General features: G+C 64.7%; 19 protein-coding genes and 1 pseudogene. 9 read left to right on the top strand and 11 right to left on the bottom strand.

The annotated features are described in order from the left end of the window. Positions 1-45: 45 nt before the first annotated feature. Both ACDI39_RS24915 and ACDI39_RS24910 read right to left on the bottom strand, forming a co-directional pair. Positions 46-972 (bottom strand): DMT family transporter, encoded by a 927-nt coding sequence (locus tag ACDI39_RS24915; RefSeq protein WP_486537142.1) that lies wholly within the window; start codon positions 970-972, stop codon positions 46-48. A gap of 106 nt (positions 973-1,078) precedes the next feature. Continuing rightward, positions 1,079-1,471, bottom strand: coding sequence for a transcriptional regulator (locus tag ACDI39_RS24910; RefSeq protein WP_225789770.1), 393 nt, complete (start codon positions 1,469-1,471; stop codon positions 1,079-1,081). Between the two features lie 72 nt (positions 1,472-1,543). On the opposite strand from ACDI39_RS24910, the pseudogene ACDI39_RS24905 reads away from it, so the two are divergent. From ACDI39_RS24905 to ACDI39_RS24895, 3 genes and pseudogenes are all read left to right on the top strand, one after another. Then, positions 1,544-1,884, top strand: a pseudogene (locus ACDI39_RS24905) (type II toxin-antitoxin system RelE/ParE family toxin). Then, a complete protein-coding gene (locus ACDI39_RS24900; RefSeq protein WP_225789771.1) occupies positions 1,877-2,170 on the top strand; it encodes an addiction module antidote protein in 294 nt (97 codons plus the stop codon). The pseudogene ACDI39_RS24905 and the gene ACDI39_RS24900 overlap by 8 nt, the downstream one beginning before the upstream one ends. Positions 2,171-2,400: 230 nt before the next feature. Continuing rightward, positions 2,401-2,673 (top strand): hypothetical protein, encoded by a 273-nt coding sequence (locus ACDI39_RS24895; protein ID WP_225789772.1) that lies wholly within the window; start codon positions 2,401-2,403, stop codon positions 2,671-2,673. Between the two features lie 141 nt (positions 2,674-2,814). Here the strand turns inward: ACDI39_RS24895 and ACDI39_RS24890 are convergent, their stop codons facing one another. After that, on the bottom strand, positions 2,815-4,137 hold the full coding sequence (locus ACDI39_RS24890) for a DEAD/DEAH box helicase (protein ID WP_225789773.1): 1,323 nt from the start codon (positions 4,135-4,137) through the stop codon (positions 2,815-2,817). 143 nt (positions 4,138-4,280) lie between these two features. Between ACDI39_RS24890 and ACDI39_RS24885 the strand changes: the two genes are divergently transcribed. Further along, positions 4,281-5,582, top strand: a complete 1,302-nt coding sequence (locus tag ACDI39_RS24885) for a mechanosensitive ion channel family protein (RefSeq protein ID WP_225789774.1) — start codon at positions 4,281-4,283, stop codon at positions 5,580-5,582. Positions 5,583-5,631: 49 nt separating this feature from the next. Here the strand turns inward: ACDI39_RS24885 and ACDI39_RS24880 are convergent, their stop codons facing one another. The 5 genes from ACDI39_RS24880 to ACDI39_RS24860 form a co-directional block, all read right to left on the bottom strand. Further along, complete coding sequence (locus tag ACDI39_RS24880) at positions 5,632-5,844, bottom strand: hypothetical protein (protein ID WP_225789775.1); 213 nt, start codon at positions 5,842-5,844, stop codon at positions 5,632-5,634. Further along, on the bottom strand, positions 5,841-5,993 hold the full coding sequence (locus ACDI39_RS24875; RefSeq protein ID WP_486539037.1) for a hypothetical protein: 153 nt from the start codon (positions 5,991-5,993) through the stop codon (positions 5,841-5,843). The genes ACDI39_RS24880 and ACDI39_RS24875 overlap by 4 nt, the downstream gene beginning before the upstream one ends. A gap of 76 nt (positions 5,994-6,069) precedes the next feature. Then, positions 6,070-6,945, bottom strand: a complete 876-nt coding sequence (locus ACDI39_RS24870; protein WP_225789776.1) for a carboxylate/amino acid/amine transporter — start codon at positions 6,943-6,945, stop codon at positions 6,070-6,072. 228 nt (positions 6,946-7,173) lie between these two features. Next, a complete protein-coding gene (locus tag ACDI39_RS24865) occupies positions 7,174-7,773 on the bottom strand; it encodes an FMN-dependent NADH-azoreductase (protein WP_225789777.1) in 600 nt (199 codons plus the stop codon). Positions 7,774-7,883: 110 nt separating this feature from the next. Continuing rightward, positions 7,884-8,198, bottom strand: a complete 315-nt coding sequence (locus ACDI39_RS24860) for a 3-phosphoglycerate kinase (protein ID WP_225789778.1) — start codon at positions 8,196-8,198, stop codon at positions 7,884-7,886. A gap of 47 nt (positions 8,199-8,245) precedes the next feature. Here ACDI39_RS24860 and ACDI39_RS24855 point away from each other — a divergent pair, with 47 nt between their 5' ends. The 4 genes from ACDI39_RS24855 to ACDI39_RS24840 all read left to right on the top strand — a co-directional run bounded on the left by ACDI39_RS24855 (position 8,246) and on the right by ACDI39_RS24840 (position 12,441). Beyond that, positions 8,246-9,169: a LysR family transcriptional regulator gene (locus tag ACDI39_RS24855; protein ID WP_225789779.1), complete on the top strand. Its 924-nt coding sequence runs from the start codon at positions 8,246-8,248 to the stop codon at positions 9,167-9,169. Between the two features lie 13 nt (positions 9,170-9,182). Then, a complete protein-coding gene (locus tag ACDI39_RS24850) occupies positions 9,183-9,995 on the top strand; it encodes an alpha/beta fold hydrolase (protein ID WP_225789780.1) in 813 nt (270 codons plus the stop codon). After that, positions 9,989-10,546 (top strand): peptidylprolyl isomerase, encoded by a 558-nt coding sequence (locus ACDI39_RS24845; protein ID WP_225789781.1) that lies wholly within the window; start codon positions 9,989-9,991, stop codon positions 10,544-10,546. The genes ACDI39_RS24850 and ACDI39_RS24845 overlap by 7 nt, the downstream gene beginning before the upstream one ends. Before the next feature lie 62 nt (positions 10,547-10,608). Then, positions 10,609-12,441, top strand: a complete 1,833-nt coding sequence (locus ACDI39_RS24840; RefSeq protein WP_253080911.1) for an ABC transporter ATP-binding protein — start codon at positions 10,609-10,611, stop codon at positions 12,439-12,441. Positions 12,442-12,472: 31 nt separating this feature from the next. Here the strand turns inward: ACDI39_RS24840 and ACDI39_RS24835 are convergent, their stop codons facing one another. After that, complete coding sequence (locus tag ACDI39_RS24835) at positions 12,473-13,603, bottom strand: GNAT family N-acetyltransferase (protein ID WP_225789783.1); 1,131 nt, start codon at positions 13,601-13,603, stop codon at positions 12,473-12,475. A gap of 243 nt (positions 13,604-13,846) precedes the next feature. Between ACDI39_RS24835 and ACDI39_RS24830 the strand changes: the two genes are divergently transcribed. Continuing rightward, on the top strand, positions 13,847-15,091 hold the full coding sequence (locus ACDI39_RS24830; protein WP_225789784.1) for a putative porin: 1,245 nt from the start codon (positions 13,847-13,849) through the stop codon (positions 15,089-15,091). 133 nt (positions 15,092-15,224) lie between these two features. Here ACDI39_RS24830 and ACDI39_RS24825 read toward each other — a convergent pair whose 3' ends face one another. After that, positions 15,225-16,346, bottom strand: a complete 1,122-nt coding sequence (locus ACDI39_RS24825; RefSeq protein ID WP_225789785.1) for a beta-ketoacyl-ACP synthase III — start codon at positions 16,344-16,346, stop codon at positions 15,225-15,227. A gap of 209 nt (positions 16,347-16,555) precedes the next feature. Beyond that, entirely contained in the window at positions 16,556-20,464 is a 3,909-nt protein-coding gene (hrpA, locus tag ACDI39_RS24820; protein ID WP_486537141.1) for an ATP-dependent RNA helicase HrpA, read from the bottom strand. Positions 20,465-20,926: the final 462 nt, after the last annotated feature.

Genomic DNA, 20,926 nt, shown 5'->3' with positions numbered 1-20,926 from the left:
TTGTGCTGACAGCACAGGCCCTTTAGCGGGCCAGCACTCCCCCTGCTACCCGACAAGCCTGCGCAACTGCTGCCGTACCCAGGGCTGCGCACTGACCAATATGACCCCAAGCAGCACCATCACCGCCCCCAGCACGAAGTTCATGCTCAACGGCTCGCCCAGCAACAGCACGCCAAAGGTCACCCCGAACAGCGGCGTGATGAACGAAAACACAGCCAGGTTCGAGGCCAGGTACTTGCGCAACAGCCAGAACCAGGTGAGGTAGCTGACGAACGACACCACCACCGCCTGGAACAGCACGCTACCCACGGCCACCGGGGTCAGCGCGACCATGCCGACCTGTCCGCTGACCAGGGCGATCAGCAGCAACCCGACGAACCCCACCAGCAACTGGTAGAACAGGGTCAGGTCGGCCGGTGCCTCCGACAACCGCGAGCCACGCACCACCACGGTGGTAGCGCCCCAGGCCAGGCCGGCCAGAACCCCCAGGGCATCGCCGAGCAGAACCTGGCCATCGAGCTCATCCAGCGAAAGCCCGCCGGCGAATGCCGTGGCGATCCCGGCGAAGGACAGCAGGATACCCAGCCACTGCAGCGACCGCAGGCGCTCGCTCGGCAACATGAAATGCAGGCCCAGGGCGGTGAATACCGGTGCGGTATAGAGGAACACCGACATGTGCGCCGCCGAGGTCAGCTTCAGCCCCTCGGCGATGAACAAAAACTCCAGGCCGAACAGCGCACCGGCCAGCAACCCGGCGCGCCAGGTGCTGCCCACCTGTCCCCAGCCGCCCCGCCAGCAGACCAGCAGGCCGACCAGCACCGCGGCGATCCCGGAACGAAAGGCCGCCTGCATCACCGGGGCGATGTCGCTGGCGGCCCACTTGATCATCACCTGCTGGCTGCCCCAGATCAGGCAAAGCCCCAGCATCACTTGCAGGGCGAAGGCGTCGGTGGTCTTGCGGGCCGCACTCATGGGCGGCCCCCGTGGCGGTTCGGTGACATGGCAAGGGCTCGGCAGTAGCGAAATGGATCCCGATTATCGGGGCTCCACCACGGCCCTTGCCAGTCTCAAAACGACCTCAAGCGATCTGCGCCTTCGCCGACACCTGCTCGAAGGTGATCTCGTCCAGCGGGTCGTCCTGCTCGTCGAGTACCTGGCGCGGGTGCTCGAAACCCGGGATGCTGCTGTCGATCAGGCTGAGCAGGCGCGATCCACGCTCGGTGAGCACGAAATTCTCGCCATTGCCCCCATCCTCCTCCGGCCGGCTCTCGATGAAACCACGCTCGAAGAGGATCTTCTCGTACTCGCAGGCACGGGTCTTCAACTGATCCAGGTCGCCCACCGGCTGGCCTTTGGCAGCCAGCGCCGCGGCGTGCTGCTCGGCATAGGGGCGAGGAGTGAAACTGTGACCGGCGCCGTTTTGCACCTCGTGCAGCAAGCGTTCGATCAGGTCCCAGTCGTAGGTGCTCATGGAGGTGGCCTCCTGGTGTGGACGGTGGCTATACAGCATGGGACCGGAAAGGCGCCGGGGGCGTTCCGCGGGATGCTCAGCGCTGGCGCTGAGCCAGCACGTCGGAATCGAGAGCAGTGCTCATGGCTTGCTTGGCAGGCACGCGCGGTCCGGCCTGAGGGAGGAACTCGTCGCCCAGTCCGGATCATTGCCCGTATCAACCGGCTGATGGAAGGCCTGCCTGGCGACGTTTCCCGGTTGGCCATGGTGTAAGTGAACTCAGAGTTCATTATGGCCCCGGTTACCGGGTGTATTTTCACCAAACCGGCGATACCTTGGTGATCCTGCTCTGCGGTGGTGACAAGAACAGCCAACGTCGCGACATCAAGGCAGCCCATCAAATCCTGCGTTGGTGGAGGATGCAAAATGACTGAAACGTTCTTTGAATTCGATGCGGCCGATTACCTGACGACACCGGAAGCCATTGCGCAATTCATGAGCGACGCGTTGGAAACCGGGGATGCCAGCTATGTTGCCAAGGCCGTTGGCGTTGTGGCGCGGGCGAAGGGGATGAGCGAACTGGCTAAAGAGACCGGCTTGTCTCGCGAACAGCTCTACCGCTCCTTCAGCGAACACGGCAATCCAACGCTGAAGTCGTTCCTGGCCGTGATGAAGGCATTGGGAATAGACATGACCGCCAAACCTCACCTTGGTCACTGAACAGGTCAACTGTTCTTGACCAGATAGTTGATGAACAACCTGAACAGCTCCGCATTACCGGCGATCCCCAGGCGCTGCCAGATGTGGCGCAGCTCATGTCGAAGTCGACCACGGCCCCGAGCGCCACATCGACAGCCGCGCCCGAAACAGCGCTCCGCTGGTCGCTGGGGCTGAACTTCCTCGTATCCACGCGCCTCCACCGGGCATAGCCAACGCCGGAGGTAAGAGGGATGAAACCACTGCTGCGCATCCTGTGTGCGACCACCCTGCTCTGCGCCCTGCCCGCCTGGGCCTGTACGCCGGAAGAGGCGACGGAAAAGCGCGAGGAGCTGGCCAAGCTCGTCACCCAACTGACCGAACAAGACCCGCAGAAAGCCAAGGACATCAACGACGAGTTGCAGGGCATGGACTTGGATACGCAGAGCAAGGACCTGCCAGGCAAGTGCCAACTGATCGACAGGCGGATCCAGGAACTGAAGGAAGCCGAGCAGAAGGCTGGCTGAAAGAACGTGGGAAGCCGCCTTGCCCGCGAATGGGCTGCCAGGCCCTAGGCTACGAAGCGCCGCTTAACCGACTGGCATTGGGGCTGCTTCGCAGCCCCGGGACGCTCAAGTGAACGGCATTACCTGCAAAAGCCGAGGCTTTTATTCAGCCGCTGGCTTGCGCTTCTTCAGCGGCGCCATGCCATCGGCGCTGGCCAGCGGTGCCTTGGCCTTCGGCTTCGCCGCAGGCTTGCGCTTGGCCGCGCCCTTCTTCTCGGCGGCTTTCTTCTCGACCTTTTTCTTCTTGCTGCCCGCGGCCTTGCCCGAGGCCTTGACCTTCTTCGGCCCGCTGTAGGTGCCCTTGACCTCCTTGATGACCCGCCGCTCGAACTGCTGCTTGAGGTAGCGCTCGATGCTCGACATCAGGTTCCAGTCGTTATGGCAGATCAGCGAGATCGCCAGCCCCTCGCCCCCTGCCCGGCCGGTACGGCCGACGCGGTGCACGTACTCATCGCCACTGCGCGGCATGTCGAAGTTGATCACCAGGTCCAGGCCGTCGATGTCCAGGCCGCGGGCCGCCACGTCGGTGGCCACCAGCACCTTGGAGCCGCCCTGCTTAAAGCGTTCCATGGCCAGCTTGCGGTCCTTCTGGTCCTTCTCGCCATGCAGCACGAACGCCTTGACGTCCTTGGCCACCAGGTGCCCATACAGGCGGTCGGCCCAGGCCCGGGTATTGGTGAAGACGATCGCCTTCTGGTAGCTCTCGTTCTCCAGCAGCCACTGGACGATCTGTTCCTTGTGCTGGTCGTGGTCGGCCGTGATGATCTGCTGGCGGGTGCCCTCGGCCAGTTGCGAGACGCTGTTGAGCATCAGGTGCTCAGGGTCCTTGAGGACCTTGCCGATGATGTCGCGCAGGGCCGCACCGCCGGTGGTGGCGGAGAACAGCAGGGTCTGCTCGCGATTGGCGCATTCCTGGCACAGGCGCTCCATGTCTTCGGCGAAGCCCATGTCGAGCATGCGGTCGGCCTCGTCCAGCACCAGCACCTGGACGTGGGACAGGTCGAGGTTGCCGGCATTGAGGTGCTCGAGCAGGCGGCCGGGGGTGCCGATCAGCACGTCCGGCACCTTGCGCAGCAACGCGGCCTGCTCCTTGAAGTCCTCGCCCCCGGTGACCAGGCCCGACTTGACGTAGGTGAACTGGGAGAAGCGCTGCACTTGCTTGAGGGTCTGCTGGGCCAACTCGCGGGTCGGCAGCAGGATCAGCGCACGGATCTCCACACGGCGCTCGCGCAGGTCGACCAGGCGATCGAGCACCGGCAGGACGAAGGCTGCGGTCTTGCCGCTGCCGGTCTGCGCGGTCACCCGCAGGTCACGCCCTTGCAGGGCCAGGGGAATGGCCGCCGCCTGCACCGGGGTCGGCTCGACAAAGTTCAGCTCGGCCACGGCTTTGAGCAGGCGTTCGTGCAGGGCGAATTGGGAAAACACGGGTGTACCTCGGGCAGATGCGGACAATTCGGTTGCATAGGGTAACGTTTTCCGCGGTCGGAGCCGAATTTCTTTTGGCACCTTTGCATCGGTCCGCGTTCTAATAATGCTTCGTTTCGCAACTATGGACTGTCTAGATCCTCATGGATATCCAACGACTCTGGCACGACACCCTGGATCTCTGGGGCACCCTCGACCAACACCCCATGCTGCATGCCGCCCTCGGCCTCGCGGTACTGCTGCTGATCTCCATACTGATCGGCCGCCTGGCACGTTTCCTGGTGTTGCACGCCAGCCGCCTGCTGGCCCGCCAGCCGGCCCTCAAGTGGCTCGACGACCTGCGCCATAACAAGGTGCTCCATCGCCTGGCCCAGACCACGCCATCGCTGGTGGTGCAGTTCGGCCTGAAGCTGGTGCCGGAACTCAACGACACTGCCCAGCACTTCCTCGGCAACCTCGCCCTGGCCTTCACCCTGCTGTTCCTGAGCCTGGCCCTGTCGTGCCTGCTCGATGCCCTGCTGGACATCTACGCGCGCACCGAACACGCCCGTACCCGCTCGATCAAGGGCTACGTGCAACTGGCCAAGCTCATGCTGTGGGTGTTCGCCTCCATCGTCATCGTCGCCACCCTGATCGACCGCTCGCCGCTGTTGCTGCTGTCCGGCCTTGGCGCCATGTCGGCGGTGCTGCTGTTGGTGTACAAGGACACCCTGCTGTCGTTCGTCGCCAGCGTGCAGTTGACCAGCAACGACATGCTCCATGTCGGCGACTGGATCGAGATGCCCCAGGTCGGCGCCGACGGCGACGTGGTGGACATCACCCTGCACACGGTCAAGGTGCAGAACTTCGACAAGACCATCGTCTCGATCCCCACCTGGCGCCTGATGTCCGAGTCGTTCCGGAATTACCGCGGCATGCAGCAGTCCGGCGGGCGCCGCATCAAGCGCAGCCTGTTCATCGACGCCGCGGGCGTGCGCTTCCTGACCGGCGAGGAAGAACAGCGCCTGACCCAGGTACGCCTGCTGGGCGACTACCTGGCCGGCAAGCGCGAGGAACTGCAGAGCTGGAACGAGGCCCTGGGGCCGGTGGCCGAGCTCGCCGCCAACCGCCGCAAGCTGACCAACATCGGCACCTTCCGCGCCTTTGCCCTGGCCTACCTGAAGAACCACCCCGACGTGCACCCGAACATGACCTGCATGGTCCGCCAGATGCAGGCCACCGCCGAAGGCGTGCCGCTGGAGATCTACTGCTTTACCAGGACCACGGTGTGGGCCGAGTACGAGCGTATCCAGGGGGATATCTTCGACTACCTGCTGGCGGTGTTGCCGGAATTCGGCTTGAGCCTGTACCAGCAGCCGAGCGGCAACGACATGCGCGTCGGATTGGCCGCCAGGCCGCAGGCGAGCGCGCAGGCGCAGCGGCTGGACGAGCTGGCCGAGGCCTAATGGCCTGTAGGGCTGATACTCATGCTCGTATTCGAGCGACCAGCCCCGCTCAACCGAAGGTCATCTCGAAGGGCTCCGCGCTCTTGCTGATGGCCTTGGCAATCAAAGGCGCCCGCTCCACCAGCTCCCGCCGGTGGAGCAACGTGCCCTCCAGCGCCTGCAAAATTTCGCGTATCCGCTCCCGCGGATCCTCGACACGGCAACGCCTGCCAAACTCGAGCAGGTACAGCCGCGATGCGAAAATCGACTTCTGGTTGCTCAAGGCAAGCGCCAACCCAATTCATCCAGCGTAGGCATTCGCCTTGGTACCACCTCGAGTTCACACCCCAAGGCACTCAGCGCTCGACAGTAGTAGGACATCGCCACGGTCAGCGACCCCCTTTCGATCTCGCTCAGTTTCTGCCGGGTGATACCAATACGCTGGGCAAGCTGGATTTTGGTCAGGCCGCGATGTTTTCGACCGGTACGTTGCTCCCGGCAAGGCCGCTCAAACCTTACCGCCCAACGGTAACGATACGCGGCTCCCCAACCGGCTCATCCACACCGACGCCAGGATCACCGCACCGCCAATGAACAACCGCCCCAGCGGTTCGTCCTGGTTCCAGATCAACAGGTTCAGCAGCAACCCCACCGGTACGTGCAGGTTGTTCATCACCGCCAGCGTCGCCCCGGAAACCAGGCAGGCGCCCTTGTTCCACCAGTACAGGCCCAGAGCGGTCGGGCACAGGCCGAGGAACAACAGCACCAGCCACTGCACGTCGGTACTCGGCAACTGCTGGGCGTTGCCGAACAGCAGGAAAGCCGGCAGCACGACGGCCAGCGCTCCCAGGTAGAAGTAACCGAAACGCTTGTAGTGCGGCAGGTCGCTGGGGTGACGGGCCACCAGATGCCGGTACAGCACCTGCCCGGCGGCATAGGTGAAGTTGGCCAGTTGCAGCAGCAGGAAGCCCATGAAGAAGTCGCCGCTGATGCTGTCCATGCGGATCACGCCCGCACCGGCCACGGCCACCAGGGCGGCGAGCAGTGCCCACGGGTTGAAACGGCGGTTCAGGGCGTCCTCGATCAGGGTCACGTGCAACGGTGTGAGGATGGTGAACAGCAATACCTCCGGCACCGTCAGCACACGGAAGCTCAGGTACAGGCAGACGTAGGTGATGCCGTACTGCAACGCGCCGATCAGCAGCATCCCGCGCATGAAACCTGGCTCGACCCGGCGCCAGCGGGTCAGCGGCAAGAACACCAGCCCAGCCAGCACCACCCGGGCCAGCACGGCGAAGTAGCTGTCCACATGCCCGGCCAGGTATTCGCCGATCAGGCTGAAGGAAAACGCTTGGATCAGCGCGACGATAATCAGGTAGCCCATGGTTGCCTCTTCCCCATCAAGGCGGCGACCTTAGCGGGTCGAGATACCTTACGGCAACACGGAGCCCTGGAATCGGCAGTATTCGCGCTGTCCCATTCGTGGACAAGCCCGCCAATGGGCCCGAACAGGCGACATGAGTTCCGCTCATAAAAAAGCCCGGCCATGTCATGGCCGGGCAGGCACACCCAAGGAGCAACGGGTGTCAGGGGGTTGGGAATTCGTCGCGGCTCAGGCCACCGCCGCCAGCCTGGCCTTGGCCTGGTTCAGGCCCTTCTCGTGGAAGTCGCCGCTCATGTTCAGGCCTTCGGCATGGATGAAGGTCACGTCGTGGATGCCGATGAAGGCCATGACCTGGCGCAGGTAGGGTTCCTGGTGATCGCTGGCGGCACCGGCATGCAGGCCGCCACGGGCGGTCAGGACGATGGCGCGCTTGCCGACCAGCAGCCCCTGCGGGCCGGTGGGGGTGTACTTGAAGGTGATGCCGGCGCGCAGCACATGGTCCAGCCAGGCCTTGAGGGTACTGGGGATGGTGAAGTTGTACATCGGCGCGGCCATCACCAGCACGTCGGCGGCCAGCAGCTCGTCGGTGAGCGCGTTGGAACGCGCCAGGGCCTCCAGTTCAGCAGCGCTGCGCTGCTCCTCGGGCTTCGTCCAGCCACCGAGCAGGTCGGCATCCAGGTGCGGCACCGGCGTCACCGCCAGGTCACGCACGGTGATCTCGTCGCCCGGGTGGGCCGCCTGCCACTGCTGGATGAAATCACGGGTCAGTTGACGGGAAACGGAATCCTGCTGGCGGGCGCTGCTTTCGATGATCAATACGCGGGACATGGAAGCCTCCATCGGCGAACAAAGGGTTGCGATTCGATGGAGGTGAGATTAAGGCTTGACCTATCGATAAAAAAGCGTAAAAAGTGGGTTCAATCTATCGACTAATCCGTTTATTCCGCTTTGCAGTTCACTGCGATCCGCAGCCTGATGATCTGCCGGTTGAACTTGGCGGTAACGTCCACGCTTTTGCCGGCGGGCACGTTCACCCGCCGCACCCGCGGCGCCTCTGGGCCGTTGCGCAAGATCACCCGGCATGCCGCAGGCACCTGACCATAGTTGTTCAGGGTGATCGCACCGATGTCGTAGGCGGTGTCGTAGGCCGTGTAGTCGAGCTTGACCCCGTCCAGTTGCTTCTCCACGTCGATGGGGTAAGCCATGGCCCCGAGGGGCAGGCACATCAGCAATGCCGCACAACATTTCTTCATGGGCGCTCTCCTTGAAAGAGCGCAGCTTAGGACAACAGGAGCCGAAGATGAAAGCGCCGCGCGTAACCCTGGATCAGTGGCGAACCCTGCAGGCAGTGGTCGATCACGGTGGGTTCGCCCAGGCCGCCGAGGCCCTGCACCGCTCGCAATCCTCGGTGAGCTACACCGTGGCGCGCATGCAGGAGCAACTGGGCGTGCCGTTGCTACGGATAGACGGGCGCAAGGCGGTACTGACCGAAGCCGGCAACGTGCTGCTGCGCCGCTCGCGCCATCTGGTCAAGCAAGCCAGCCAACTCGAGGACCTGGCCCACCACATGGAACAAGGCTGGGAGGCCGAAGTGCGCGTGGTGGTCGATGCCGCCTACCCCAGCACCCGCCTGGTGCGCGCCCTGAGCGCCTTCATGCCGCAGAGCCGCGGGTGCCGGGTACGCCTGCGCGAGGAGGTGTTGTCCGGGGTCGAGGAGGTGCTGCACGAAGGCATCGCCGACCTGGCCATCAGCAGCTACAACATCGGCGGCTACCTGGGCGCCGAGCTCAGTGCCGTGGAGTTCATCGCCGTCGCCCACCCCGAGCACAGCCTGCACCGCCTGGGCCGGGAAATCACCTTCCAGGACCTGGAAAGCCAGTTGCAGGTGGTGATCCGCGACTCCGGCCGTGCCCAGCCGCGCGACGTCGGCTGGCTCGGCGCCGAACAGCGCTGGACGGTCGGCAGCCTGGGCACCGCCGCCACCTTCGTCAGCAGCGGCCTGGGGTTCGCCTGGCTGCCTCGGCACATGATCGAGCGCGAGCTGCGCGACGGCGTGCTCAAGCCCTTGCCGCTGGACCAGGGTGGCAGCCGCCATCCGCTGTTCTACCTTTACTCGAACAAGGACAAGACCTTGGGTCCGGCCACGCAGATCCTCATCGAACTGCTGCGCAATTTCGACACCGCGCCACTGGACGTGCCCTTCGCAGCCCCCCCGCAAGCCTGAGAGGACCGCGCCCATGGCCTATTTCGAACACGAAGGATGCACGCTGCACTACGAGGAATATGGCCAGGGCGAACCCCTGGTACTGCTGCACGGCCTGGGTTCCAGCTGCCAGGACTGGGAACTGCAGGTCCCCGTGCTGAGCCAGCACTACCGCCTCATCCTCATGGACATCCGTGGCCACGGCCGCTCCGACAAGCCCCGCGACGGCTATGAGATCGCCACCTTCAGCGAAGACCTGCTGGCCCTGCTGGAACACCTGCAGACAGGCCCGGTGCATCTCGTCGGCCTGTCCATGGGGGGCATGGTGGGCTTCCAGTTCGCCGTCGACCACCCCGGCTGGCTACGCAGCCTGTGCATCGTCAACAGCGCCCCGGAGGTCAGACGACGCACCCGCGCCGACTGGATCTGGTGGGCCAAGCGCTGGGGCCTGGCACGCCTGCTGAGCGTCGAGACCATCGGCAAGGGCCTGGCCGAACGCCTGTTCCCCAAGCCCGAGCAGGGCGAACTGCGGCAGAAGATGGCGCAGCGCTGGGCGCGCAACGACAAGCGGGCCTACCTCAAGAGCTTCGATGCCATCGTCGACTGGGGCGTGGTGGAACGCATCGGCCAGATCCACTGTCCCACCCTGGTGATCAGCGCCGACCACGATTACACGCCGATACAACTGAAGGAGCGCTACGTCGCCTTGATGCCCCTGGCAAGGCTGGCGGTCATCGACGATTCCCGGCACGCTACGCCCCTGGACCAACCCGAGGTCTTCAACCAGACCCTGCTGCAATTCCTTGCAGCCGCTTCCACCTCTCAAGGATCTTTGAGCCCATGCTGAAAAAACTCCTGCTCGCCGCCTGCTCGGTTGCCTTCGCCACCAGCGTCATGGCTTCCGACAAGACCCCGCACGTAGTGCTGGACACCAGTTTCGGCCAGGTCGAAATCGAGCTGAACGCCGAAAAGGCCCCGATCAGCACGAAGAACTTCCTCGAATACGTCGACAGCGGCTTCTACAACAACACCATCTTCCACCGCGTGATCCCAGGCTTCATGGCCCAGGGTGGCGGCTTCACCGACGCCATGGTGCAAAAGCCCACCCGCGATCCGATCCGCAACGAGGCCAGCAACGGTCTGGAGAACACCCGCGGCACCATCGCCATGGCCCGCACCTCCGACCCGAACTCGGCCACCAGCCAGTTCTTCATCAACGTCGCCGACAACGCCTTCCTCAATCCGGGGCGCGACCGTGGCTACGCGGTGTTCGGCAAGGTGACCAAGGGCATGGAAGTGGTCGACCAGATCGTCAATTCGCCGACCACCATCAAGAAGGGCATGCGCGATGTACCGGCCGACCCGGTGTACATCAAGTCCGCCAAACGCATCGACTGACCGAGCGGTTCACAGGGACGTGACACCGCCTGACGGCCGAGGGAACAGGAGCCATTTCATCCATGCTGTACCGCCGCTTCGAGCAACTGATCGATATCTTCCGCGAAGCGCCAAGCGAAGCGCCGCCGAGCAAGGTGCTGCCGTTCTACCTGTACTACCTGCGCCAGGTCTGGCCGAGCTTCGTCGCCCTGCTGGTGGTCGGCCTGGTCGCCGCGTTGATCGAGGTGGCCATGTTCGGCTACCTGAGCCGGATCATCGACCTGGCCCAGGTCACCCCGGGCGCCGAGTTCTTCAGCCGGCACGGCGGCGAGCTGATCTGGATGCTGGTGGTGATCCTCGTGCTGCGCCCGCTGTTCTTCGGCCTGCACGACCTGCTGGTACACCAGACCATCAGCCCGGGCATGACCAGCCTGATCCGCTGGCAGAACCACACCTACGTGCTCAAGCAGAGCCTGAACTTCTTCCAGAGCGACTTCGCCGGGCGCATCGCCCAGCGCATCATGCAGACCGGCAACTCCCTGCGCGATTCGGCAGTGCAGGCGGTGGATGCCCTGTGGCACGTGCTGATCTACGCGATCAGCTCGCTGGTGCTGTTCGCCGAGGCCGACTGGCGCCTGATGCTGCCGCTGCTGGCCTGGATCGCCTGCTACATCGGTGCGCTCTGCTACTTCGTGCCACGGGTCAAGGAGCGCTCGGTGATCAGCTCCGACGCCCGCTCCAAGCTGATGGGGCGGATCGTCGACGGCTATACCAACATCGCCACCCTCAAGCTGTTCGCCCATACCGACTTCGAACAACAGTACGCCCGCGAGGCGATCAGCGAACAGACCGAGAAGACCCAGCTGGCCTCACGGGTCATCACCAGCATGGATGTGGTCATCACCAGCCTCAACGGCCTGCTGGTGGCCGGCACCACGGCACTGGCCCTGTGGTTGTGGAGCCAGTCGCTGATCACCGTCGGTGCCATCGCCCTGGCCACCGGCCTGGTGATCCGCATCGTCAACATGTCCGGCTGGATCATGTGGGTGGTCAACGGCATCTTCGAGAACATCGGCATGGTCCAGGACGGCCTGCAGACCATCGCCCAGCCGGTCAGCGTCACCGACAGGCCCGATGCCCCCGCGCTCAAGGTCAGCCGCGGCGCCGTGCGCTTCGACGACGTGGGCTTCCACTACGGCAAGGGCGGCAAGGTCATCGACGGGTTGAACCTGGATATCCGCCCGGGCGAGAAGATCGGCCTGATAGGCCCCTCCGGGGCCGGCAAGTCGACCCTGGTCAACTTGCTGCTGCGCCTGTACGACGTGGAAAGCGGGCGTATTCTCATCGACGGCCAGGACATCGCCGAGGTCAACCAGGCCAGCCTGCGCGCGCAGATCGGCATGATCACCCAGGACACCTCGCTGCTGCACCGCTCGATCCGCGACAACCTGCTGTACGGCCGGCCGGACGCCAGCGAGGCAGAGGTCTGGGAAGCGGTACGCCGGGCCCGGGCCGACGAGTTCATTCCACAGTTGTCCGACGCCCAGGGGCGCACGGGCTTCGATGCCCACGTGGGCGAGCGCGGGGTCAAGCTCTCGGGTGGCCAGCGCCAACGCATCGCCATTGCCCGGGTGCTGCTGAAGAATGCGCCGATCCTGATCATGGACGAGGCCACTTCGGCACTGGACTCGGAAGTCGAGGCGGCGATCCAGGAGAGCCTGGAAACCCTGATGCAGGGCAAGACGGTGATCGCCATCGCTCACCGCCTGTCCACCATCGCCCGCATGGACCGCCTGGTGGTACTGGACAAGGGGCACATCGTCGAAAGCGGCAGCCATGCCGAGCTGCTGGCCCAGCAGGGGCTCTATGCACGCCTATGGCACCACCAGACCGGCGGGTTCGTTGGCGTGGACTGACGGTGGCTGCAAGCTTGCAGCTCGAATCCCGTCATCCCCCACGGCGATAGGGCAACAGCCGCCGGGCCTCCTCGGCGTAGGCCTTCACCCCCACCCGCTCCTGGGCGAGGAAGTCCTCCACCGCCCGGCGCAACCCCGGGTGGCGCAGGTAATGCCATGACCGCGTGAGCACCGGCTCGAAACCACGGATCAGCTTGTGCTCCCCCTGGGCGCCAGCGTCGAAACGCTGCAGCCCCTCGCCAATGGCGAAATCCATGCCCTGGTAGAAGCAGGTCTCGAAGTGCAGCCGGTCGAATTCGTCCAGGCAGCCCCAATAGCGCCCATACAGGCTGTCGCCACCGACCAGGCTCAAGGCCATGGCCACGTCACGCCCGCCCTGGCGGGCCATCACCACGCGGACCGCCTCGGGCATGCGCTCGGCCAGCAGGCTGAAGAAGCTCCGGGTCAGGTACGGCGTGCGACGGCGCACCGCATAGGTGTTGGCGTAGCACAGGTAGACGAAGTCCCACTGCACCTGCGTCAACTCATCGCCACGGTACCCGTGGAAGTCGATGCCCTGCCCGGCCACCTGCTCGCGCTCCTTGCGCAACTGCTTGCGCTTGCGCGAGCTGAGGGTGTCGAGGAAATCCTGAAAGTCCCGGTAACCGCGATTGCGCCAGTGAAACTGGCAACCCAGGCGCTCCAGCCAGCCCGGCAGGCCAGCGAGCTGATCGTCCACGGCCTTGTCGGTGAAATTGATATGCGCGCCACTCAACTCGCCCTTGCCCAGGTACTCGGGTATCGCCTGCAGCAGAAGCAGGCCATCGGCCGCGTCGGCGGCCAGCAGGCGCGGCCCGCTCACCGGGCTGAACGGCACCGCGCCGAGCAGCTTCGGGTAGTAGGCGATCCCGGCCCGCTCGCAGGCATCGGCCCAGCCATGGTCGAACACGTACTCCCCGAACGAATGCCACTTGCGATAGGCCGGCAGTAACGCCCGCACCTGCCCCTCGCGCTCCAGCACCAGGTGTTCGGCCGCCCAACCGGTCGACGGCGCGACACTGGCGCTGTCTTCCAGCGCACTGAGGAATGCATGGCGCAGGAACGGCTGGCCAGCAGGCACCAGGGCATCCCAGGTCGCCGCCGGAAGATCGCGCAGATGGGCAAGGCTGTACAGGCTGGTCACGATTTCGACTCGCTGCGAAAGAGCCGCCAGTATCCCGGAAGAGTGCCATGACACTCAAATCATGACGTGCTCACTTAACCGCAGCGCCATCAAATAGACATCATTCTGTCACTCCCCCTCGCAATACTTGCGCCTGTTTTTCGAAGCCCCGGCAACCCGTCTAGCCAGGGCTTTTCCGAAGACATGCCAACTCGGGGCGGGCGCCAAGAGCCTCCCCACTTTTTTTTCAACAGGGAGAACCTTATGCGTCTTGTTTCTACACTTACCGGAGCAAGCCTCACCGGCATGATGCTGGCCCTGAGCGCTCCGGCCAGTGCTGCAGTTGACGCCAAGCTGCTCGAGATGCTCCGCGCCAATGGCTCGATCAACGAGGCGCAGTACAACGAACTGCAGGCCGATCTGGCTCAGGAAACCAAGGAAAAGGCAGACCAGAAGGCACAGGCCGATCGTCTGAGCTCCTTTGAGCAGAAAGTGGCCTGGGCCGCCAAGACCCAGATCAAGGGTGACGTGCGCCTGCGCTACGAAGACGTCAACGTCGACAACCCCAACAGCCGCAGCAACAACCAGGACCGTGAACGGGTCCGCGCCCGGGTCGGCTTCTACAGCGAGATCAACCCGCAGGTGGACGCCGGTGTGCGCGTGGCCACCGGCAGCAGTTCCGATGCCCGATCCACCAACCAGAGCCTGGACAACTACTTCGACAAGAAATCGCTGTGGGTCGACCTGGCCTACCTCGACTGGCACCCGACCGCCCTGCCGGGCCTGCACCTGATCGGCGGCAAGATGAACCAGCCCTGGGTGAGCATGGGCGACATCATCTGGGACAGCGACATCAACCCGGAAGGTATCGCCGTCACCTACAAGACCGACCTGGGCGGTGCCGAGCTGTTCGCCAGCGCCGGCCACTACAACCTGAAGGACAACGTCGACGGCGACGGCGTGCAGTTCAAGCACGACGCGCAGCTCTACCACGGCCAGTTGGGCACGCGCTTCGGTCTTGCCGACACCGTCAAGGTCACCGTGGGCGGCAGCATCTACGGCTATGACAACGACAAGAGCTCGACCGCCCTGCAGAACTTCGGCAACACCACCAACGAGTTCAACCTGGTGGAAGGTTTCGGGCAACTGGACTTCACCGGCTTCGCCATCCCGTTGTCGGCCTATGGCCAGTTCGTCAAGAACACAGACAGCACCGATGGTGCGGACAAGGCCTGGCTGGCGGGCCTGAAGACCAAGGTCGGTTCCTGGAGCCTCGACTACAACTACCGCGACGTACAGCGCAATGCCGTGGTCAGCCTGTTCACCGACTCCGACTTCGGTGCCGGCTTCACCGGTTCGCGTGGGCACAAGTTCAAGGTCGGCTACGAGATCGACAAGAACTTCTCCTTGGGCGCGGCCTACCTGATGGCCAAGACCGACCTGTCGCAATTGCCCAACAGCAATGCTGATGTCGACACCCTGCAGGTCGACCTGGAAGCCAAGTTCTAAGCGCGGGCTACCTGCGTCACCCAAGCGGGAAGTACCGACCCCATCCGGTACTTCCCGCTTTTTTGTCTAATGCCGAGGCCGCTTCGCGCCCAAAGCGACTGAGCGTTTCAATTGACCGGCAAGCCGGTACCGATCAGCGCTTGCGCAGAATCACGCTGCCAATCGAATACCCCGCGCCAAACGAACTCAGCACCCCCAGCGAACCTTTCGCCAAGTCATCCTGGTACAGGTGGAAGGCAATCACCGACCCCGCCGAGCTGGTATTGGCATAACGGTCGAGGATCACCGGCGCATCTTCCTCAGCCACGTCGCGGCCAACCAGTTTCTTGACGATCAGGTGGTTCATGCTCAGGTTCGCCTGGTGCAGCCAGAATCGCTTGACATCGCCAGGTTGCAGGTCGTTCTCCGCCAGGTGCTGGCCAATCAACTCGGCGACCATCGGGCAGACCTCGCGGAACACCTTGCGGCCTTCCTGGACGAACAACTTGTCCGGCGCGCCGATGCCCTCCTCCGCCGCGCGGTTGAGAAAGCCGAAGTTGTTGCGGATGTTGTTGGAGAACTGGGTCAGCAACTTGCTGCTGACGATCTCGAACTGGTGGGCCGAAGTGGCCCGGTCGGCACGCTCGATCAGCACCGCGGTGGCGGCATCGCCGAAGATGAAGTGGCTGTCGCGGTCACGGAAGTTCAGGTGGCCGGTGCAGATCTCCGGGTTGACCATCAGCACCGCGCGGGCCTGCCCCAACTGCACGCTGTTGGCGGCGGTCTGGATGCCGAAGGTAGCCGAGGAACAGGCCACGTTCATGTCGAAGGCGAACCCCTGGATGCCCAGCGCCTGCTGCACCTCGATGGCGATGGCCGGGTACGGGCGCTGCAGGTTGGAGCAGGCGACGATCACCCCATCGACGTCGGCGGCGCTGCGGCCGGCGCGCTCCAGGGCCTGGCGGGCGGCAGCGACGGCCATCTCGCAGAGGATCGACGGCTCGTCGTTGGAGCGCTCCGGCAGGCGTGGCTTCATGCGTTGCGGATCGAGGATGCCGGCCTTGTCCATGACGAAGCGGCTCTTGATCCCCGAGGCTTTCTCGATGAAGGCGGCGCTGGACTCGGCCAGGGCTTCGAGCTCGCCACGCTCGATGGCGGCGGCGTTGTCGTGGTTGTACTGGTGCACCCAGGTATTGAAGGAATCCACCAGCTCTTCGTTGGAAATGCTCTGGGCCGGGGTATACAGGCCGGTGCCGCTGATCACGACGTTATGCACGGTCGTTCCTCTGGTCAAAGGCCATCGCCATGTGGCGCTGGCTGGAATAATGGCACCTTAGTGCCAACTTTAAGACAAGCGCTTCGCGTTCGTTCGTCGGCAAGCCCGCCTCCACAGCGCGAGAGCGCATGACCTGTGGCAGCGGGCTTGCCCGCCAAGGGCCGCACCGCGGCCCCAAATTGCACCAATAGTGCCACAAGTGTGGAAGTTTATCCCTCCACCTGGCTCCACTGCTTGCCCAAACGTTTGTCGGAAACCGGCACCTTGGTACCCAGTTGCTGGGCGAACAACGACACCCGGTATTCCTCCAGCAACCAGCGGTACAGGGTCAGTTGCTCGTCACGCTTGCCTTCCTGGGCATGCTTGTCGGCGCGGGCCTTGTACTGGGCCCACAGGTTGCTCAGCTCGCCACTCCAGACCCGGTCCTTCTGCACCTGGGCGCCGAGCTTCTCCAGGCGCAGTTCCACCGCCTTGAGGTAACGCGGCAGCTCCTTGAACCAGGCCGCCGGCGTCTCGCGGACGAAGCCCGGGTAGACCAGGTTGGCAAGTTGCTGCTTGATGTCGTTGAGCGCCACCGCCTGGCTCAGGTCGATCTTGCCCTTGAAGCGCTTCTGCAGGCCGTGCCACAGCTTGAGCACCTCCAGCGTCTGGCGGGCCAGGCGTTCGGCGTGCTCGGCCCAACTGCCACGCTTGCGCTCGGCAAGCCCGGCCAGCGCCGCACCGTCCCGTGGCAGTTGCGCCTCGCCTTCGAGGATGCAACTGTCGAGGCTGGCCAGCAGGATGTCCTCCACCAACGCCTCGACCCGCCCCAGTTCGCGGTACAGCAGGCCCAGCTCGGTCAGCCCCGGCAGCTTGCCGCGCAGGAACTTGGCAGGCTCGGCCAGTTGCTGCAGCAACAGGCGCTGCAGGGCACGACGGTGCTGGAACTCGGCCTCGGCCTGGGTCGAGAAGCGCCCCTCGCGCACCGTGCCGTTTTCTTCCACCAGCGCCGGGTAGACCGTCAGCGACAGGCCGGCGATCTTCTGCTGGGCGGTCTGCGCCACCTCGGCGAAGGCCTTGGCTTGCACCGGCTGCTCGGCCTTCTCGTTGCGCGGCAGGGCCAGCGCGGCCTGGCTGGCGGCGGCGAAGCGCGCGGTCAGCTCGGCCAGGTCGCGGCCTTCGCCGAGGAACTTGCCCTGGCCGTCGACCACCTCGATGTTCATGCGCAGGTGCCCTTCCACCAGGCTTGCCGCTTCCGCCCAGGCCTCATCGGACACCCGTGCGCCCGTCATGCGCAGCAACTCCTGGCCCAGCGATTGCGCCAGGGCGCCCTGGCCGAAGGCCATGCGCGACAACGCAGCCTTGACGAAGTCCGGCACCGGCACGAAGTTCTTGCGCAGGGCCTTGGGCAGGTTGCGCACCAGGGCCACGCACTTGGCTTCCAGCAGGCCCGGCACCAACCACTCCAGGCGCTCGCCCGGCAGGTTCGGCAACAATGGCGCCGGTACCCGCACGGTCACGCCGTCACGCGGGTGGCCCGGCTCGAAGTGATAGGTCAGCGGCAGGCGCAGTTCGCCGATCTGCAGATGGTCTGGATACTGCGCCGCGGTGACTTCGCTGGCCTCGCGGGCCAGCACGTCTTCCTCGCGCATGATCAGAAGGTTCGGGGCCTTCTGACTGTTGATCCGGTACCAGCTGTCGAAAGTCGCGGTCTGGTGGATCTCCGCCGGCAGGCGTGCCTCGTAGAAGGCGTAGAGGGTTTCTTCATCGGCAAGGATGTCGCGACGACGGGCCTTGGCCTCCAGCTCGTCAAGTTGCTCGAGCAGGCGCTTGTTGGCCGACAGGCACTTGGCCCGCGACTGGATCTGGCCGCCGACCAACCCCTCGCGGATGAACAGCTCACGCGACACCACCGGGTCGATCGGGCCGAAGTGCACCGGCCGGCGCCCGACCAGGATCAACCCGTACAAGGTGATCTGCTCGTAGGCCACCACCTGCCCCCGCTTCTTCTCCCAGTGCGGCTCGAAGTGGTTCTTCTTCACCAGGTGGGTCGCCAGCGGCTCGATCCAGTCCGGCTCGATCCTGGCCACCATGCGCGCGTACAGCTTGGTCGTCTCCACCAGTTCGGCGGCCATCACCCACTGTGGGCGCTTGCGGCCCAGGCCCGAGGACGGGTGAACCCAGAAGCGACGCTGGCGGGCCCCCTGGTAGTCGCCCTCCTCGGTCTTGTGGCCGACCTGGCTGAGCAAGCCGCTGAGGATCGCCTTGTGCACCTTCTGGTAGTCGGACGGCTCCTTGTTCACCGCCAACTGCAGGTCACGGCAGATCAGCGCCAACTGGCGATGGGCATCCCGCCACTCGCGAAGGCGAAGGTAGTTGAGGAACTGCTTGCGGCACCAGTTGCGCAGCGGGTTGGCGGTCAGCGCCTGACGCTGCTCCTCGAAACCGCGCCACAGGTTGACCAGCGCGGCGAAGTCGGAGTCGACATCCTTCCACTGGGCATGCGCCTGGTCAGCGGCCTGCTGGCGCTCCGGCGGGCGTTCGCGTGGGTCCTGCACCGACAGGGCACTGGCGACGATCAGCACCTCCTGCAGGCTGCCCAGGCGCGCGCCTTCGAGCAGCATGCGGCCCAACCGAGGGTCGATCGGCAGGCGCGCCAGCTGGCGACCCAGTGGCGTCAGCTGATTCTCGCGGTTGACTGCCGACAGCTCCTGCAACAGGTTGAAGCCGTCGCTGATGGCCTTGCCATCCGGCGGTTCGATGAACGGGAAGGCATCGATCGCGCCGAGGCGCAGGTGCAGCATCTGCAGGATCACCGCCGCCAGGTTGGTGCGCAGGATCTCCGGGTCGGTGAAGGCCGGCCGGCTGTTGAAATCCTCTTCGCTGTACAGGCGCACGCAGATGCCCGGTTCGACCCGGCCGCAGCGGCCCTTGCGCTGGTTGGCGCTGGCCTGGGACACCGCCTCGATCGGCAGGCGCTGGACCTTGGCACGGTAGCTGTAGCGGCTGATGCGCGCGGTGCCGGTGTCGATCACGTAGCGAATGCCCGGCACGGTCAGCGAGGTCTCGGCGACGTTGGTGGCCAGCACCACGCGGCGCCCGGCATGGGGCTGGAAGATCCGCTGTTGCTCGGCCGGTGACAGGCGCGCATACAGCGGCAGGATCTCGGTGTGACGCAACTGGGCCTTGCGCAGGATCTCCGCGGCATCGCGGATCTCCCGCTCGCCCGGCAGGAACACCAGCACGTCGCCCGGCCCCTTGCCTTCGCTGCGCTCGTGCTGTGCCAGCTCATCCAGGGTGGCGAGGATCGCCTGGTCGACGGTGAGGTCGTCCTCGACCGGGTTGCCTTCTTCGTCCTGCTCGCTGGTCAGCGGGCGGTACCAGGTTTCGACCGGGTAGGTTCGCCCGGACACCTCGATGATCGGTGCACCATCGAAATGCTTGGAGAAACGCTCCAGGTCGATGGTCGCCGAGGTGATGATCAGCTTGAGCTCCGGACGGCGGTGCAGCAGGGTCTTGAGGTAGCCGAGCAGGAAGTCGATGTTCAGGCTGCGCTCGTGGGCCTCGTCGACGATGATCGTATCGTAGCGCTCGAGGAAGCGGTCGTGCTGGGTCTCGGCCAGCAGGATGCCGTCGGTCATCAGCTTGACCAAGGTATTGGCATCGCTCTGGTCCTCGAAACGCACCTGGTAGCCGACCAACCCACCCAACGGCGTGCCCAGCTCCTCGGCCACCCGCGCCGCCACGCTGCGCGCGGCGATCCGGCGCGGCTGGGTGTGGGCGATCAGGCCGTGGCGGCCACGGCCCATCTCCAGGCAGATCTTCGGCAACTGGGTGGTCTTGCCCGAGCCGGTCTCGCCGGCGATCACCAGCACCTGGTGCTCGGCCAGGGCCTTCTTGATCTCGTCGCGCTTGGCGGCGATCGGCAGGCTGTCGTCGTAGCGGATGTGTGGCACGCGCTGCTGGCGCGCGGTGACCTGGGCGCAGGACGCCTGGACCTTCTCCACCCACTGGGCCAGGCGCGCCTCGTCGGGACGCTTGCGCAGCTCGTGCAGTTGCCGCCGCAGGCGATGGCGGTCGGCGATCATGGCGTGGTCGAGGTTCTTCAGCAGTTGGTCGATGGCGTGGTGGTCTGTCATGGGGCTTTCTAATGAGGCAGGCGGCCCTGCTTTTTTCATGATCGGCTTTCGAAGAGGCGGGATTGTCGCAGATTTCCGGGCCGTCTGTACCGGCGCATTCCAGTTGCCATCGGGGCCGCTTCGCCGGCAAGCCGGCTCCCACGGGCTCCAATGGTGTTACCGAATCACGTGCCAGGCAGAGAAATCTACAGGCGCGAGCGTTGCCAGGGCGCCCACAATGTTTAGCCATCCCTGGACTGAAGGTTGCCATTCACTGCTTTAATCAACCTTACGCCTCGTGTGAGTATCGATCCATGACCCGCCTCCCGATCATCGCGCGCTCGCTGTCACGCCCTTCCCTGCCGAAGGCCCGGGCCCGCGCCGGCGAAAACCCGCTGGTACATGTCATCCTCGCCTTCTGGGCCCTCTGGCACTGCCGCCACGCTCGCCCACCGGATACGTCGCCCCGGCTTGCCTGACCCA

Source organism: Pseudomonas sp. Tun-23181 (assembly GCF_057415455.1).
Note: the sequence above shows the minus strand (reverse complement) of the source record. Positions and strands in the feature narration are given on the sequence as shown.

Coding starts and splice junctions, on each gene's coding strand:
- ACDI39_RS24915 (WP_486537142.1), bottom strand. CDS start 972: ATGAGTGCGGCCCGCAAGACCACCGACGCCTTCGCCCTGCAAGTGATG.
- ACDI39_RS24910 (WP_225789770.1), bottom strand. CDS start 1,471: ATGAGCACCTACGACTGGGACCTGATCGAACGCTTGCTGCACGAGGTG.
- ACDI39_RS24900 (WP_225789771.1), top strand. CDS start 1,877: ATGACTGAAACGTTCTTTGAATTCGATGCGGCCGATTACCTGACGACA.
- ACDI39_RS24895 (WP_225789772.1), top strand. CDS start 2,401: ATGAAACCACTGCTGCGCATCCTGTGTGCGACCACCCTGCTCTGCGCC.
- ACDI39_RS24885 (WP_225789774.1), top strand. CDS start 4,281: ATGGATATCCAACGACTCTGGCACGACACCCTGGATCTCTGGGGCACC.
- ACDI39_RS24870 (WP_225789776.1), bottom strand. CDS start 6,945: ATGGGCTACCTGATTATCGTCGCGCTGATCCAAGCGTTTTCCTTCAGC.
- ACDI39_RS24865 (WP_225789777.1), bottom strand. CDS start 7,773: ATGTCCCGCGTATTGATCATCGAAAGCAGCGCCCGCCAGCAGGATTCC.
- ACDI39_RS24860 (WP_225789778.1), bottom strand. CDS start 8,198: ATGAAGAAATGTTGTGCGGCATTGCTGATGTGCCTGCCCCTCGGGGCC.
- ACDI39_RS24855 (WP_225789779.1), top strand. CDS start 8,246: ATGAAAGCGCCGCGCGTAACCCTGGATCAGTGGCGAACCCTGCAGGCA.
- ACDI39_RS24850 (WP_225789780.1), top strand. CDS start 9,183: ATGGCCTATTTCGAACACGAAGGATGCACGCTGCACTACGAGGAATAT.
- ACDI39_RS24845 (WP_225789781.1), top strand. CDS start 9,989: ATGCTGAAAAAACTCCTGCTCGCCGCCTGCTCGGTTGCCTTCGCCACC.
- ACDI39_RS24840 (WP_253080911.1), top strand. CDS start 10,609: ATGCTGTACCGCCGCTTCGAGCAACTGATCGATATCTTCCGCGAAGCG.
- ACDI39_RS24830 (WP_225789784.1), top strand. CDS start 13,847: ATGCGTCTTGTTTCTACACTTACCGGAGCAAGCCTCACCGGCATGATG.
- hrpA (WP_486537141.1), bottom strand. CDS start 20,464: ATGACAGACCACCACGCCATCGACCAACTGCTGAAGAACCTCGACCAC.